Genomic DNA, 15,241 nt, shown 5'->3' with positions numbered 1-15,241 from the left:
TCCCCGCGACCGTTCAACCCGGCGTCAACCGCCCGCTCGCTGCAACGAGCCGAAGGAGTTTCGATGGTTTCCCCGCATTCACATTTGAATAAAGTCACCCAGCGCGTGATCGAGCGCAGCAAGCCGACGCGTTCGGCGTACCTGGCGCGTATTGACGGCGCGCAAGGTCATTTTCCCGCCCGCGGCGCGCTGTCATGCGCAAACCTCGCGCATGGTTTTGCCGGCCTGGAAGGCCAGGAAAAAATCTCGATCAAGGCGGTGCGCGAGCCGAATATCGGCATCGTTTCGTCTTATAACGAGATGCTTTCCGCGCACGCGCCTTTCAAGAATTACCCTGACATCATCAAGCACGCCGCCCGCGAAGCGGGCGGCGTGGCGCAATTCGCTGGCGGCGTGCCGGCTATGTGCGACGGCGTCACGCAAGGCAACGCGGGCATGGAACTGTCGCTGTTCTCGCGCGAAGTGATTGCAATGAGCACCGCCGTCGCATTGACCCACAACATGTTCGATGCCGCCTTGTGCCTCGGCATTTGCGACAAGATCGTTCCGGGCTTGCTGATCGGCGCGCTGCAGTTCGGCCATCTTCCGACCATTTTCGTCCCCGCCGGCCCGATGACCAGCGGTCTCACGAACGACGACAAAGCCAAGGTCCGCCAGCAATTCGCGACCGGCGCCTGCGACCGCAACGCGCTGCTGGAAGCTGAGGCGGCGGCTTACCACGGCCACGGCACGTGCACGTTCTACGGCACTGCCAATAGCAACCAGATGCTGATGGAAGTCATGGGCCTGCATTTGCCGGGTTCTGCATTTATCCACCCGCATACGCCGTTGCGAGACGCGCTCACCGCCGAAGCCGCGAAGCGCGTGCTGGAACTGACCGTGGATCGGGGGCATTACACGCCGGTTGGCCATGTTGTCGATGAAAAAGCGATTGTGAACGGCATTGTTGCGTTGCTGGCAACGGGCGGCTCCACCAATCACACGTTGCATCTGGTGGCAATCGCGCGGGCGGCGGGCATTGTGATCGACTGGAATGACTTCGATGAACTCTCGCAAGCCGTACCCCTGACCGCGCGGATCTATCCGAACGGCAAGGCCGACGTGAACCATTTCCACGCGGCGGGCGGCGTTGCGTACCTGGTGCGCGACCTGCTTCAGGCCGGCCTGCTGCACGAAGACGTGACGACTGTCGCGGGCAAGGGCCTGAAGCACTACACGCGCGAACCGAAACTGATCGATGGCAAGCTGCAATGGGTCGACGGCAGCGAAACCAGCCACGACACCAAAGTGCTGCGCAGCCACAAGGAACCGTTCGCGCCGGATGGCGGTTTGCGCCTGATGCAGGGCAAGCTTGGCCGTGGCGTGATCAAGATCTCGGCGGTGGCAGAGGCGCATCGGCATGTGAAGGCGCCGGCTATTGTGTTCGAATCGCAGGAGGAAGTGCAGGAAGCGTTCGATAACGGCGAGCTCAAGCGCGATTTCGTCGCCATCGTGCGATTCCAGGGCGCGCGGGCGAACGGAATGCCGGAGTTGCACCGGTTGACGCCGCTTCTGGGCGTGTTGCAGGATCAGGGTTTCCACGTTGCGCTGGTGACGGACGGGCGCATGTCGGGCGCGTCGGGCAAGGTTCCTGCTGTGATCCATATCTCGCCGGAAGCGCTGCTGCATGGCCCCATAGGCAAGGTTCGCACGGGCGACATGATTGTCATCGACGCAAACAAGGGTGTGCTCGACGTCGAGATTGACGAGCAGGAATGGGCCGCCCGCGAAGTCGGGCAGCCGAAACATCAGGCCGGCAATGAAGTCGGTTTCGGACGCGAGCTGTTCGGCGTATTCCGCAGCGCGGCAATGCCGGCTGAACTGGGCGCATCGGTTTTCGGGCCGATGGTGGGCGAAGCCCCCCACAACCTATAAGGAGCAGTACATGAAAACGGTAAGCGAAATCGTGCGGCTCGGGCCGGTCATTCCGGTCCTCGCGTTCGAGTCGGTGGAGCAGGGCGAAAACGTGTCGCGCGCGCTGCACGCGGGCGGTGTGAAGGTGCTGGAAATCACGCTGCGCACGGCGGCGGGGCTCGCGGCCATTGAACGGGCGAGTCATCTGGCGGACGACATTGTGGTGGGCGTTGGCACGATCACCAAACCCGAGCACTGCGCGCAGGCGAAAAAAGCGGGCGCGCAATTCGGTGTGTCGCCGGGATTGACGAAGGAGATTCACCTGGCGTCGCTCGATGCCGGCCTGCCGCTCCTGCCCGGCGTGATGACGCCGACCGACATCATCAACGCGATGGAACTCGGTTACGAAATCGTGAAACTGTTCCCGGCGCAACAGGCGGGCGGGGTGGCCATGCTGCAAGCGCTCAATGGTCCGTTCCCGACCTTGAAGTTCTGTCCGACGGGCGGCATTACCGCAGAAATTGCGCCCACTTTCCTCGCGCTGCCGAATGTAGTCTGCGTAGGCGGTTCGTGGCTCACGCCGAAAGCCGCGCTCAGCGCGCAAAACTGGGAAGAAGTCACGCGCCTTGCACGCGCTGCGAGTACGCTGGCGCCGGCAAGGGCGTAGAAACCCTGCCGTTGTATCTCTTCATTGAAAAGCCTCCCCGGGTCTCACCGCGGAGGCTTTTTCTTTGCGCTATCGGGAACGCTTACTGCGCGCGTTTCGGACGCTGCAAGTAAAATCCCGTTTCAACACTCGATCATCCGCCCGGCCGGACAAGCCACGGTAAAACACCAAGCTGGCGACAACGGCCGCAGCGGACGAAAAAATAACGTCAACAGTTGAGGGAGGCACTTCATGGAGCCAGTCCACGGCAGCATGTTGCTGGTGTACGGGGTTATCGCGATTGGTCTGCTGATCTTGCTCATTACGCGATACAAGGTGTACCCGTTTCTCGTCCTGATCATTGTTTCGTTGCTGCTCGGGCTGGCCGCCGGCATGCCGATGGACAAGATCGTCAAGGCCTTCGAAACCGGCAATGGCAACACGCTTGGGCACATAGCGATCGTGGTGGGTCTGGGCACCATGCTCGGCAAGATGATGGCCGAATCGGGCGGCGCCGAACGCATTGCGAATACGCTGATCAGCTGGTTCGGCGAGAAGAACATTCACTGGGCCATGCTGTTCGTGGCAATCATTGTTGGCTTGCCGGTGTTTTTCGAAGTGGGCTTCGTGCTGCTGATTCCGATTGCGTTCAACGTCGCGAAGCGCACGGGTAAATCGCTGTTGCTGATCGGCTTGCCAATGGTCGCCGGGCTCTCTGTAGTACACGGCCTGATTCCGCCGCACCCGGCCGCCATGCTCGCCGTGCAGGCGTATCACGCGGATATTGGCCGGACGATTGTGTATGGGCTGATTGTCGGCATCCCCACAGCGATTGTCGCCGGTCCGCTGTTCGCGCTGCTGATCCACAAGACCATCAAGCTTCCCGAGCATAATCCGCTCGCGGCTCAATTCGTCGATTCACACAAGGAAGGCGACGCACCGCGCGAACTGCCGGGTTTCGGCATCACGTTGTTCACCATCTTGCTGCCGGTGATCCTGATGCTGATCGGCAGTTGGGCCGACCTGGTCTCCACGCCGAAAACGCTTGCTAACGACCTGCTGCATTTCGTCGGCAACTCGGACGTTGCGTTGTTGATCGCGGTGCTGTTCAGCTTCTGGAGTTTCGGTGCGTCGCGTGGTTTCAATCGTGAGCAGATCCAGAAGTTTTGCGGCGAGTGCCTGGCGCCTATTGCGGGTATTACGTTGATCGTGGGCGCGGGCGGCGGGTTCGGCAACGTGTTGCGCGAGAGCGGGATTTCCCAGCAGCTTGTGACGTCGGCATCGGCCGCGCATTTGTCGCCGCTGCTGCTCGGCTGGTTCGTCGCGGCGCTGATTCGCCTCGCGACGGGTTCCGCGACGGTGGCAATGACCACCGCCTGCGGCATTGTCGCGCCAATAGCGGCGGCAGCCGGCGGCAGCGTGAGCCCGGAATTGCTGGTGCTCGCGACGGGTTGCGGGTCGTTGATCTTCTCGCACGTGAACGACGGCGGTTTCTGGCTGGTGAAGGAGTATTTCGGCATGACGGTTGGCCAGACATTCAAGACGTGGTCGCTGTGCGAGACGATCATTTCAATCATGGGTTTGGGTTTGACTTTCGCGCTCGCGACGGTCGTGTAAGGAGATTTCAATGATATTGATCGCGATGGGCGTATCCGGTTGTGGCAAGACGACAATCGGCGAAATGCTGGCTGAACGGCTGAAGTGCGATTTCGCCGATGCCGACAGTTTTCATAGCCAGGCGAACAAGGACAAGATGCACAAGGGCATTCCGCTGACGGACGAAGACCGCTGGCCTTGGCTTGCGGCCATTCGGGTATCGATAGAAGAAAAGCAGGCCGACGGCACCACCCACGTGTATGCGTGCTCGGCGTTGAAGCACGTGTATCGAGATATTCTTCGCAAAGGCGACAAGGACGTGACGTTTGTTTATCTGAAGGGAACGCCGGAGTTGTTGAGGGAGCGGATCAAGACACGCACGGGCCATTTCTTCGATCCGGCGCTGCTGCAGAGTCAGCTTGATACGCTGGAGCCGCCCGGTCCGGATGAAGCTATAGAGGTGGATATTGCGCTCACGCCGGAGCAGATTGTGGACAAGGTGTTGAATGAGGTGAAGGATCGCTGACTTTAATAAGCCATTTGAGAGAGTTCCGATCAAGGTAAATAGCGAAACGTGCGAATGTCTGAATAGTCACGGATTCACACGTTAATCTGCTATCGCATTAAAGAAAAAGACCGTTTCAGCGTCAAGCTGGACCGGTCTTTTGCTTTTCTATAACGTGAAGCGCTGTCGCAAACGTATTGTCAAATATTTTGCCGTGTCCGGTCATGCTCGTCTCGAATCATGAAAAGGAATCCTTATAAATACAGTGTTCGAACGCTTCCCTGCTGGGTTAGTTTGAGTTCTTTGTCCCACTACCTGGACGGTATCAAGCGAACGCGCATCCGAAACCTGCGTGCGCTCGGAGTAAGACGTTTTTGGGGCGCGGTCTTAGTCGCCTCCGGGCGCTGGAACGCCGTTTCGTGAATTGCGGCGGGGTATGGCGGGATATCCATGTAATTAGGATTTTTCCCGTATGTCGTAACGGGTTCCGCAATCAGAATCGCCGTTCTCGCGGGAAGTCTGCGCATCACGCGCCAGCAACTTCTTCGCGGTACTTGGCCGGGGCCGTATGAATTCTTCGTTATTGCGCGGGTTCCAGGTCTCGTCGATCTCTCAGTAACACAAGGTATAAAGAAATGGCGACTATATTTGCTTCTAAAGCAGTCGTTACATCAGTAGGCGGCGCAATCGGCGGCGGTACAGCGAACAGTGCGCAACCGGTGATCAACGGCACGGCCGCCGCCGGCACCTACGTCAACGTGTACGACGGCGTGCGCATGATCGGCACCGCCACCGTAGCGGCGAACGGCACGTGGACCTTCACCGTGCCGGCGAGCCTCAAGGGCGGCAACCACTCGTTCACAGCCATCGACGTGGGCAGCGACGGCAACTTCGGCTCCGCGTCCACTCCGATGTCGGTGATCATTCCGGCGAGCGCACCGGTTGTGCCCCCCAAGCCGGTGATCAACGGCATGACAGACGACCAGGGCCATGCACTGACAGACCCGACAAACGACGCGCACCCGTGGATCAACGGCACGGGCGTGGCGGGCGATACGATCGCCCTGTACGACGGCAACACACCGGTTGGTTCAGCCACCATCGGGCCGGACGGCCAGTGGAAGGTCAAGCCGACGACGGACCTGTCCAACGGCACGCACGACCTTTATGTGGTTGACACGAGCCCGGCCGGCGTGCCAAGCCCGCAGTCGGATCACAAGAGCGTCACTATCGACACGAGCGTGCCGGCCACACCTTCTGCGCCGACCGTCACTGACGACAGCGGCGCGGCAATTGTGCCGGGCGTGCCGACGAACGACGCGCATCCGCACATCGACGGCAAGGGCGTAGCCGGCGACATCATCACGGTGTACGACGGCAACACGGTGATCGGCTCGACCAAGGTGGACGGCAACGGGAACTGGTCGTTCACGCCGTCGCCGGACCTGTCCGACGGCACGCACAACATCAACGTGACGGAAACGAATGCCGCGGGCACACCGAGCGCGCATTCGCCCTCGACCAACATCGAGATCGACACGAGCGTGCCGGCCTCGCCGACCATTGAATCGCTGACCGACAACGTAGGCCCGATCACGGGTCCCATTCCGTTCAATGGCACGACCGACGACCCGCGTCCGGTGATCAAGGGTACTGGCGACATGGTGGGCGACAAGATCGTCGTCTACGACGGTGCGACCGTTGTGGGACAAGCTACGGTTGACCGGAACGGTTTGTGGAGCCTCACGCCGGGCGTGGCGTTGGCAGACGGCACGCACAACCTGTACGCGGTGACTGTGAACGCAGCAGGAACGCAGAGCGCCCATTCCAATTCGTTCGCGTTCACGGTGGACACGAATGTTCCTGTGGCGCCCGTGGCGCCGGAGATCACAGGGTTGATCGACGCTGTAGGAGCGATCACGGGTCCGATCACGAACGGCATGACAACGGACGACCCGCGCCCCACGCTCAACGGCAAGGGCACGGCAGGCGACGTGATCAAGCTGTACGACGGCGCGACGTTGATCGGCTCGACCGTGGTGAAGGGAGACGGCACGTGGAGTGTGCAGCCGAACGCGGCGCTGGCCAACGGAGCGCACGACCTGTACGCGACGGAAACGAATGCGGGTGGTACGAGCCCGCACTCCGCGGATATCAGCTTCAAGGTCGACACGAGCACGCCGGCCACACCGTCTGCACCCGTCATCACGGACGGCAGTGGCGCGATCATTGCGCCCAACGTGCCCACGAACGATCCGCATCCGGACATCAGCGGCAAGGGCACGCCGGGCGACATCATCACGGTGTACGACGGCCCGACGATGATCGGCTCGACCACGGTGGATGGTAACGGCGACTGGACGTTCAGGCCCTCGCCGGACCTGACGCCGGGCGCGCACGACATCTACGTGATCGAGACAAACCCGGCGGGCACCTCAAGCCATTCGAACACGTTGAAGCTCTCACTGACCGACGTGCTGAACTTGGGCGAAACCGACCTGTTCCAGCAGGACGGCAAGCAGCAGATGATGGTGCAGGGCAAGGAAGGCGACGTGGTGGACCTGTCGAACTCGCATATCGCGGGTCTGGCCGAAGGCGAGTGGGAGCAGCACGGCACCACGCAAGTGGGCGGTGTCACGTACAACGTGTACGAACACTCCGGCGCACATACGGAGTTGCTGGTTCAGCAGGGCGTGCAGATCGCCGTGCATTAATGGCGTGAAGCCGGTTTTCGCCCTTTGGAGAAAGCCGGTTATGTGAAGTTGGACAGAAAGCCGTTCCGGGAAACTGGCGCGGCTTTCTGCTTTGTGCCACACCAATATCCGCTGCAGAATTTCTTCCAAACCCGCAATACCCTATTTCAATATTCCGGTGGATCGGCGGGACGTACTTCGCTAACTTGGTGATTGCGGAATCGTTGGCCGGCATTCACATCCACGTGTTTGTTTCGGTTATTTGATTCGATATCCGTATTAATGAAGTTGCACACAACTCAATGAAACGCCTCGTTGATTCTTGATTTGGAAAAGGATTCGTAAAAATGGCTTCTGACGTGGTTGTTAGCGCGAAGGCGGTAATTACAGAGGTGGGCGGCATGCCGGAGGGCGGTTTTATCGAGAGCGAAAAGCCGCTGATTACGGGAATATCGGACCCGTTTGCAACCGTCGATGTTTACGACGGAACGGCGTTGCTCGGGGTGGCGTCAGCCAACGGACACGGCGGCTGGTCGTTGCAGCTCACCACGCCGCTTTTTGACGGTATCCACGACTTATCTGCAATTCAGGTTGGTGACTATGGTGCAAGCACTACCACGGGTTATTTCGCCATCACCGTGCAGGCGCCGGAAATGGCAGAAGCGCCCAACGACGCGAATGTTTCCCCTGTCGGTGCATCCTGGCTGAACCGCGGCGCGGCCGAAGCTGCAACACCGTATTTCCCTCACAACCCTTTTACCGCGCGTTCGGCGCGCGGCGCGATTGCCGAGCAAACCGACACCGCGTCCGGCGCGATGCGGATTCATCCATGAAATAGAAAAGCCGCTCGATCATCGACTCGAGCGGCTTTTGCACAGGCGGTTTAAACCGGCGTGTTATTTGATCCGCTGCGCCAGTTCGATAGCCTTCCCAACATAGGACCCCGGTGTCATCGCAAGCAGGAGTTTCTTGGCGTCGTCGGGAATGGCGAGGCCGCTGATAAACGTCTGCAAGCCTTCGCGCGTGATGCCCTTGCCGCGTGTGAGTTCCTTCAATTGCTCGTAGGGATTTTCCACGCCGTAGCGGCGCATGACGGTTTGCACCGGTTCGGCCAGCACTTCCCAGCAGTTGTCCAGGTCTTCATTCAACCGCGCCGCATTTACTTCGAGCTTGTCCAGTCCGCGAATCAGCGAGTCATAGGACAGCAGTGAATACCCGAACGCCACGCCAATATTTCGCAGTACGGTGGAATCCGTGAGGTCGCGTTGCCAGCGGGAAACGGGGAGCTTATCGGCGAGATGGCGCAGCATTGCGTTCGCCATGCCAAGATTGCCTTCCGAGTTCTCGAAGTCGATAGGATTGACCTTATGCGGCATCGTCGATGAACCGATTTCACCCGCCTTCGTCCGCTGCTTGAAATAGCCGACGCAGATATAACCCCAGATATCGCGATCCAGATCGAGAAGAATGGTGTTGGCGCGTGATATGGCGTCGAACATCTCGGCCATGTAGTCGTGCGGTTCAATCTGAATGGTGTACGGATTGAACGTCAGCTTCAACCGGTCTTCGACCACACCTTCAGCGAATTCTTCCCAGTCGAACTCCGGATACGCCGAGAGATGCGCATTGAAGTTACCCACGGCGCCGTTCATCTTGCCGAGAACCGGCACTTCCGCAATCCGTTCAATGGCGCCCTGCAACCGCGCCGCAACGTTCGCCATTTCCTTGCCGAGCGTGGTCGGGCTGGCCGGCTGCCCGTGCGTGCGCGAGAGCATGGGTTGCGCCGCGTGCGCGTGGGCGAGCTTGACGAGCCGATCGTGAACGGCGCGCAGCGCGGGCAGGATTACGTGCTCGCGGGCCCCGGCGATCATCATGCCGTGCGAGGTGTTGTTGATGTCTTCCGACGTGCACGCGAAGTGGATGAACTCACTCGCGCGCTCGAGTTCCGGCTGACCCTTCACCGACTCCTTGAGCCAGTATTCAACGGCCTTGACGTCGTGATTCGTAACCTTTTCGATGTCCTTGATGCGCGCGGCGTCGTGGGCGGTAAAGCGCTCGGCGAGCTGGAGCAGGAAGTCTTCGGAAGCCTCGGAGAAGGGCGGGACTTCATCGAATCCGGCTTGCGACAGCGCGATCAGCCAGTGAATTTCCACCTTCACGCGATGCTTCATGAACGCGTATTCGGACAGCCATTCGCGCAATGCTTCCGTTTTGGCGGCGTAGCGGCCGTCGAGCGGGGAAAGCGCGGTGAGCGCGAAGAGGGTATCGGGACGGGTATCGGACATGGTGGGGGCAACCGCGCAGTGAGACGAAAGGAGAAGCGGATTTTACCATTTGACGAGCGGGTGGCTGGCGGGCGCCCGGATCGGGTAATCGAGCGCGATTTGAAAGGACGAGGTGCTTCACAGGTTGCGCTTACCAGTGCGATCTGCGACGATTGCCTGTTGATACAAAAATTTGTATAATTTATGTCATGGTCGATGCAAAACGGATCAAGTTCTGTGGTGGCTCCCTGGAGGATTTACGCGAGTTTCCACTGTTGGCGCGGCGTGACGCCGGACATCAGCTCGATCAGGTCCAGCGCGGACGGGACCCCGACGACTGGAAGCCAATGAACACGGTCGGCCAAGGGGTGCGGGAGATTCGGATTCGGGACGCAAGTGGCGCGTTCCGGATTATTTATTTAGCAAAGTTAGCCGATGCGGTTTATGTGCTTCATTGCTTCCAGAAAAAGACTCAGAGGACCAGCAAGGCAGATCTCGATTTAGCCACCAAGCGCTACCGCGAATTGAAGGAGGTGAAGCGATGAGTAACCAAACATTCCTGAGCGTGTGGGACGCCATTGAGGACACGCCGGAACAAGCCGAAAACATGAAGCTTCGGTCCGTATTGATGATGGCGATCAAGGATCATATCGTTCGTGCTGAAATGAGCCAGGCACAGGCCGCAACGTGTTTCGGCGTCACCCAGCCGCGCGTGTCCGACCTTATGCGCGGCAAGATCAATTTGTTCGCGCTTGATGCATTGGTAAATATGGCGGCGGCGGCGAACATGCGTATTGAGATCCGCGTATTGGACGCGCCTGTCAAACGCAGTGCTGGCACCAAGAGCGTCAAGACGGCGGCAGGCGGGAAGCATGCAGCAACGGCCAAAAAGCCGGCGGCGGACAAGCCGGCAACAAAGGCTCCCGCGCGGCGCAATAAGAGCGGAGTTAAGGCGGACGCCCATGCGCATTAGTCGAAAAGTCCATCGCGCTCACACCTTGGGTAGGACTCTAGCTCTAATTGATGGAGTGCTTCCGCCTGTTGGGTCGGCCAGTGCGAACGACACCGCGGGTTTCGGCAGCCGTGTCCATCAGCGCTTCGCCGCTTTGGCCGACCGGGGGGCTGACGCTCCCGGATCGGGCCGAACAGCCGCGAGCAGCCAAATTACGGGACTGATTGTTCCAGATGCGGATTTCGCATCGGGTTAATGCGCGCTCATCTGCCCCGAATAACTCGATCCAACTCCTCCAGCTGCTTCGGCGTACCAACGTTCTCCCATCGCCCTTCATATAACTCGCCTGTAGCGCGCCCGGCCGCAATGGTCTCGCGATAGTACGGCGTCAATGCGCGTCGCGTTTCCGGAGCGAGATCGCGAAACATGCGCGTGTCATATAAGCCGATATTGCCGAAGGTGTAGCGCGTCGAGCCATCGAGGGAAAGCGTGCCTTCAGCCGTGAGCGCGAAATCACCCAGAGTATGAAACGGCGGATTCGGCACCATGACCAGATGCATCGCGGGTTCGTCTTGCAGCGCCATCTTCGCGGCGCGTTCGTGCAGCCGTGCGTAGTCGAACTCGCAGAACACGTCGCCACTGACTGCTGCGAAAACCGTAGCTTCACCGTCTTTCTCGAGCAGCGGCAAAGCCTTGGCAATTCCACCGGCCGTCTCAAGCGCGTGCATCTCGTGCGAGTAGCGGATTTCAACGCCCCAGCGCGAGCCATCGCCGAGCTTGGAGTGAAACATCCGTCCAAGCCATGCGTGATTAATGACAATCGTCTTGAAGCCCGCGGCAGCAAGCCGTTCAATTTGCCACACGATCAGCGGTTTCCCGCCAACTGCAAGCAAGGGCTTCGGGCACGAATCCGTCCGCGGACGCATGCGCTCGCCGCGCCCGGCGGCGAAGATCATCGCTACGTTCAAGGCGCTCAAAACGTGTAACCCACGTCAACCGCGCGCCCTTCCAGCGTATCCAGCAGCCGCGCAAACGGCCGCAATGGCCGATACCGCTCGGAAACCTTCCGCGCATAGCCAATGAACCTAGGCAAATCAGCGAGATACACCGGCTTCCCATCGCGGTGATAAATCCGCGCGAACAGCCCGAGCACCTTGATATGCCGCTGCAATCCCATCCACTCGATTTGCCGGTAAAACTCGCCGAAATCCTCGTTCACCGGCAATCCGGCCTTGCGCGCGCCTTCCCAGTAATAAACGAAGCAATCGAGTTCGAATTCCTCTTCCCAGCTAACGAACGCATCGCGCAGCAACGAAGCGATGTCATACGTCAGCGGCCCGTACACCGCGTCCTGGAAATCAAGCACGCCGGGATTCGGCTCGCTGACCATCAGGTTGCGCGGCATGAAATCGCGCAGCATGAAGACCTGCGGTTGGGCCAACGCGCTTTCAACGAGCGCGTTGAAGGTATCGTCGAGCACCTTGCGTTCAGCCGCGTCCAGCGTGTGGCCCAGATGCTTCGCCACGAACCACTCCGGCATCAGCTCCATTTCGCGGCGGAGGAACGCTTCGTCGAACGAAGGCAGCACGCCTTCACGCGAGGTCACCTGGAACCTGATCAATGTATCAATGGCCGAGCGCATCAGCGGCCGGGCGTTCTTTTCATCGAGGACGGAGAGATACGTGGTCGTGCCCAGATCGGTTACCAGCATGAAACCGGTATCGAAATCCGTTTCCAGGATCTGCGGCACGTGCACGCCGGCCGCGCGCAGCAACCCGGCGACCTGCACGAACTCGCGGCACTTCTCGGGCGGGGGGGCGTCGACGGCGATCAGCGTCTTGCCGGCGTCGCAGTCGGCGGTCAACCGGAAATAGCGCCGGAAACTGGCATCGGCCGAAGCGGCTTCAAGCGTGGAAAGGTCCAGCCGATACCGCGTGGCCAGGGTTTGCAGCCATTCGTGAAGCTGGGTAAGGCGAAAATCCGGGAAATCGTTGGATGAGGGCGTCATAAACTCGAGGGGTGAAACGTCTTGCCATATAATACCCCACGACTTTTTTAAGCATTCCGTTTGCGCCCGGCGCGAAGCCTTTGGCAGGCCACAACGGTATCGTTGGCTACTGAAGGGTACGACAGCCGCCCGTATCATCCATCGATCGATTCATTTTCGTTCGCAGCGAACCGTCAACTCCGGTGGCGCGAGTTCCGGTGGCTGTGCCCGGGCGCTCTCGTCGAGCGCGGAGCGTGACGCGATTGAACAGCACTCAAACATGCCGCCACGACAGTTTTCCAAACCAGTTCCATTGCGCGAAGCGCGGCCACGCAGGCGGCGGCTGTTCGCGGCCCTGATAGCAGTGCCGGGTCTCATGCCCGCGCTCGCACATGCGCAGCTAGCGGGCGCGGCAGCCGACTCGCAGCCGCTAGGCGACCCCTGGAGCCTGCGGCTCGCGCCGCAACTCGAAGAGCGGCCGCTGCGCCAGGGCGACCAGCCGGCCACATTCGTCCTCGGCGACCACACCACGGGCACGGCCGACCGGGACATGGCTGCGAAGGGTTCGGCCGAATTGCGCCGCAATGTCTCGGTGATCAAGTCGGATGCGCTGCATTACGACCAGGACACCGACATGGCCGATGCTTACGGCAGTGTCAGGATCTTCAGCAACGGCAATGCATTCATTGGCCCGGAGGCGCACTTGCGGGTTGAGGCGAGCGAGGGTTACATGACGAACCCGAAGTACCGCTTCAATCTCTCGAACGGGTCGGGCAGCGGGGCACGCGCGGACCTGCTCAATGACGAACAGACGCACGTTACGTCGGGCACGTACACGGCGTGTTCATGCGAGACCGACCCCGCCTGGTACATCAAGGGTACGTCGTTCGACTTCGATACCGGCGCAAGCGAAGGCGTCGCGCACAACGGCGTGCTGTTTTTCCAGGGCTTTCCGGTGTTCGCGAGCCCGTGGCTGTCGTTCCCGCTGACCAGCGAACGGCGCAGCGGCATCTTGCCGCCCACGGTGTCGCTGAATTCAACCACCGGTTTTGAAGTTTCGCTGCCGTACTACTTCAATATCGCGCCGAATCGCGACCTGGTGGTCACGCCGCGCCTGATGACGCGGCGCGGCATTCAGATCCAGTCGACGTTCCGGTATTTGTCGCCGACTTATTCGGGCACGATCACCGGCGAATTCCTGCCGCAGGACATGCAGACGCATACGAACCGCTATGCGATCTACATCCAGCACCAGCAGAACTTCGGTGGCGGGTTCGGCGCCTACATCAACTACAACAAGGTCTCGGACAATCAGTATCCGGAAGACCTGGGCAACGCCTCGAACCAGATCATCAACGGTACGCAGGTGCTGTATCAGCAGGAAGTAGGGGTCACATACAACAACGGACCGTGGTCCATTCTCGCGCACGAGCAGCGCTGGCAGGTATTGCCGCCGGCAACCTCGCCGTACGCTCGCGAGCCGCAGTTGAACGTGCTGTACAACAAGTACAACGTCGGCGGGTTCGACTACGGCGCGGAAGCGGACTACACGCGCTTTACGACCACCATTGCGGACTCCACGGAAGGCCAGCGCGTTGTTTTTAACCCGTACCTGAGCTACAGCGTCACCGGGCCGGGTTATTTCGTCACGCCGAAGATCCAGTATCACTTCGCGTCGTATGACCTGAGCCAGCTCGGCAGTGGGGCCAACGCCGTGCCCGCAGGCCAGCCGAAGAGCCTGACGGAATCCATCCCCACGGTCAGCTTCGACACCGGCCTCGTGTTCGACCGCTCGGTGCGCATCTTCGGGCAGGATTACATCCAGACCCTGGAGCCGCGCCTGTATTACGTGTACACGCCGTTCCGCAATCAGGACTTCGCCCCCATTTTCGACACCGGCCAGTCGGACTTCAGCCTCGCTGAAATCTACACGCCGAACACGTATGCGGGTAATGACCGTATTGCCGACGCCAACCGCGTGACGGCAGGCCTGACCACGCGCTTCATCAACCCGGCGACGGGCGACGAGCGCGCGCGTTTTGTGATCGCGCAGCAGTATTATTTCCAGCCGCAGCGCGTCACGATCACGCAAGGCCAGGCGCTCGACCAGGCAAAGCACTCGGACCTGATCCTGGGCGCGTCCTTCAAGCTGGGCGCTGGTTTTTCACAGGAAACGGCGTTCCAATATAATGCGGATAACAACCAGCTGGTGCGTTCGAGCGTCGGTTTCGGGTTCAGCCCGGCGGCGCGCGAAGTCATCAATATTGGCTATCGGTACACGCGGGCGAACGAGACCACGCTGTCCACCTCGCCGATCAACCAGATTCTGGTTTCGGCACAATGGCCACTGTCGCGACACATTTATAGCGTCGCCCGGGTGAACTACGATCTGGCGGGCCATCGTCTCGTCGACGGGCTGCTGGGCTTCCAGTACGATGCCGACTGCTGGACGCTCGGCATCGGCGTGCAGCGTTACGCAAACGGTATCACCAGCACCGGAAGTAACACTGCCGGGACGCGCGTTCTCGCCCAAATGACGTTCAAAGGCCTGGCGAACGTCGATAATGGCCTGACCTCGGCGTTCCGCGCCGGCGTCAACGGTTACACGCCGCCACCGCCGCCGGCCCCACCGCTCGCGCGTTACACGAATTACGAATGAGCGTGCGGGTGTGTGCCGGAATATGTGCCGGAATATGTGAAGCACG

At 60.2% G+C, this 15,241-nt stretch carries 11 protein-coding genes and 1 pseudogene; 9 read left to right on the top strand and 3 right to left on the bottom strand.

The genetic code is table 11. The annotated features are described in order from the left end of the window. The first annotated feature begins 63 nt into the window (after positions 1 to 63). From edd to AWB69_RS25510, 6 genes are all read left to right on the top strand, one after another. Positions 64 to 1,914, top strand: a complete 1,851-nt coding sequence (gene edd, locus AWB69_RS25535) for a phosphogluconate dehydratase (RefSeq protein ID WP_062089608.1) — start codon at positions 64 to 66, stop codon at positions 1,912 to 1,914. 10 nt (positions 1,915 to 1,924) lie between these two features. After that, positions 1,925 to 2,560 (top strand): bifunctional 4-hydroxy-2-oxoglutarate aldolase/2-dehydro-3-deoxy-phosphogluconate aldolase, encoded by a 636-nt coding sequence (gene eda, locus AWB69_RS25530; RefSeq protein WP_062089607.1) that lies wholly within the window; start codon positions 1,925 to 1,927, stop codon positions 2,558 to 2,560. Between the two features lie 231 nt (positions 2,561 to 2,791). Next, a complete protein-coding gene (locus AWB69_RS25525; protein WP_062089606.1) occupies positions 2,792 to 4,156 on the top strand; it encodes a GntP family permease in 1,365 nt (454 codons plus the stop codon). 10 nt (positions 4,157 to 4,166) lie between these two features. Beyond that, positions 4,167 to 4,661 (top strand): gluconokinase, encoded by a 495-nt coding sequence (locus AWB69_RS25520; protein WP_062089605.1) that lies wholly within the window; start codon positions 4,167 to 4,169, stop codon positions 4,659 to 4,661. Between the two features lie 614 nt (positions 4,662 to 5,275). Further along, complete coding sequence (locus AWB69_RS25515; RefSeq protein ID WP_062089604.1) at positions 5,276 to 7,354, top strand: Ig-like domain-containing protein; 2,079 nt, start codon at positions 5,276 to 5,278, stop codon at positions 7,352 to 7,354. 326 nt (positions 7,355 to 7,680) lie between these two features. Continuing rightward, the gene (locus tag AWB69_RS25510) at positions 7,681 to 8,166 is read left to right on the top strand and encodes an Ig-like domain-containing protein (protein WP_062089603.1); all 486 of its coding nucleotides are present in this window, start codon (positions 7,681 to 7,683) and stop codon (positions 8,164 to 8,166) included. A 63-nt stretch (positions 8,167 to 8,229) separates the two neighbouring features. Here the strand turns inward: AWB69_RS25510 and purB are convergent, their stop codons facing one another. Further along, positions 8,230 to 9,618, bottom strand: coding sequence for an adenylosuccinate lyase (purB, locus tag AWB69_RS25505; RefSeq protein WP_062089602.1), 1,389 nt, complete (start codon positions 9,616 to 9,618; stop codon positions 8,230 to 8,232). 188 nt (positions 9,619 to 9,806) lie between these two features. Between purB and AWB69_RS25500 the strand changes: the two genes are divergently transcribed. Both AWB69_RS25500 and AWB69_RS49595 read left to right on the top strand, forming a co-directional pair. Beyond that, positions 9,807 to 10,142, top strand: a complete 336-nt coding sequence (locus tag AWB69_RS25500; RefSeq protein WP_062089601.1) for a type II toxin-antitoxin system RelE/ParE family toxin — start codon at positions 9,807 to 9,809, stop codon at positions 10,140 to 10,142. Further along, positions 10,139 to 10,414, top strand: a pseudogene (locus tag AWB69_RS49595) (helix-turn-helix domain-containing protein); the annotation flags it as partial. The gene AWB69_RS25500 and the pseudogene AWB69_RS49595, both read left to right, overlap by 4 nt. Before the next feature lie 398 nt (positions 10,415 to 10,812). On the opposite strand, the gene murU reads toward AWB69_RS49595, so the two are convergent. Both murU and AWB69_RS25485 read right to left on the bottom strand, forming a co-directional pair. Continuing rightward, positions 10,813 to 11,505: an N-acetylmuramate alpha-1-phosphate uridylyltransferase MurU gene (murU, locus tag AWB69_RS25490; protein ID WP_062089600.1), complete on the bottom strand. Its 693-nt coding sequence runs from the start codon at positions 11,503 to 11,505 to the stop codon at positions 10,813 to 10,815. 17 nt (positions 11,506 to 11,522) lie between these two features. Beyond that, entirely contained in the window at positions 11,523 to 12,557 is a 1,035-nt protein-coding gene (locus AWB69_RS25485; RefSeq protein WP_062089599.1) for an aminoglycoside phosphotransferase family protein, read from the bottom strand. A 259-nt stretch (positions 12,558 to 12,816) separates the two neighbouring features. Between AWB69_RS25485 and AWB69_RS25480 the strand changes: the two genes are divergently transcribed. Further along, a complete protein-coding gene (locus AWB69_RS25480) occupies positions 12,817 to 15,195 on the top strand; it encodes an LPS-assembly protein LptD (RefSeq protein WP_062089598.1) in 2,379 nt (792 codons plus the stop codon). Positions 15,196 to 15,241: the final 46 nt, after the last annotated feature.

It is taken from the genome of Caballeronia udeis (genome assembly GCF_001544555.2).
Lineage (GTDB): Bacteria > Pseudomonadota > Gammaproteobacteria > Burkholderiales > Burkholderiaceae > Caballeronia > Caballeronia udeis.
Note: the sequence above shows the minus strand (reverse complement) of the source record. Positions and strands in the feature narration are given on the sequence as shown.

What these genes read in the sequence shown, in the direction of transcription:
- AWB69_RS25515 (WP_062089604.1), top strand. Translation starts at nt 5,276, where the DNA reads ATGGCGACTATATTTGCTTCTAAAGCAGTCGTTACATCAGTAGGCGGC.
- AWB69_RS25520 (WP_062089605.1), top strand. Translation starts at nt 4,167, where the DNA reads ATGATATTGATCGCGATGGGCGTATCCGGTTGTGGCAAGACGACAATC.
- edd (WP_062089608.1), top strand. Translation starts at nt 64, where the DNA reads ATGGTTTCCCCGCATTCACATTTGAATAAAGTCACCCAGCGCGTGATC.
- AWB69_RS25485 (WP_062089599.1), bottom strand. Translation starts at nt 12,557, where the DNA reads ATGACGCCCTCATCCAACGATTTCCCGGATTTTCGCCTTACCCAGCTT.
- AWB69_RS25500 (WP_062089601.1), top strand. Translation starts at nt 9,807, where the DNA reads ATGGTCGATGCAAAACGGATCAAGTTCTGTGGTGGCTCCCTGGAGGAT.
- purB (WP_062089602.1), bottom strand. Translation starts at nt 9,618, where the DNA reads ATGTCCGATACCCGTCCCGATACCCTCTTCGCGCTCACCGCGCTTTCC.
- AWB69_RS25480 (WP_062089598.1), top strand. Translation starts at nt 12,817, where the DNA reads ATGCCGCCACGACAGTTTTCCAAACCAGTTCCATTGCGCGAAGCGCGG.
- AWB69_RS25510 (WP_062089603.1), top strand. Translation starts at nt 7,681, where the DNA reads ATGGCTTCTGACGTGGTTGTTAGCGCGAAGGCGGTAATTACAGAGGTG.
- murU (WP_062089600.1), bottom strand. Translation starts at nt 11,505, where the DNA reads ATGATCTTCGCCGCCGGGCGCGGCGAGCGCATGCGTCCGCGGACGGAT.
- eda (WP_062089607.1), top strand. Translation starts at nt 1,925, where the DNA reads ATGAAAACGGTAAGCGAAATCGTGCGGCTCGGGCCGGTCATTCCGGTC.
- AWB69_RS25525 (WP_062089606.1), top strand. Translation starts at nt 2,792, where the DNA reads ATGGAGCCAGTCCACGGCAGCATGTTGCTGGTGTACGGGGTTATCGCG.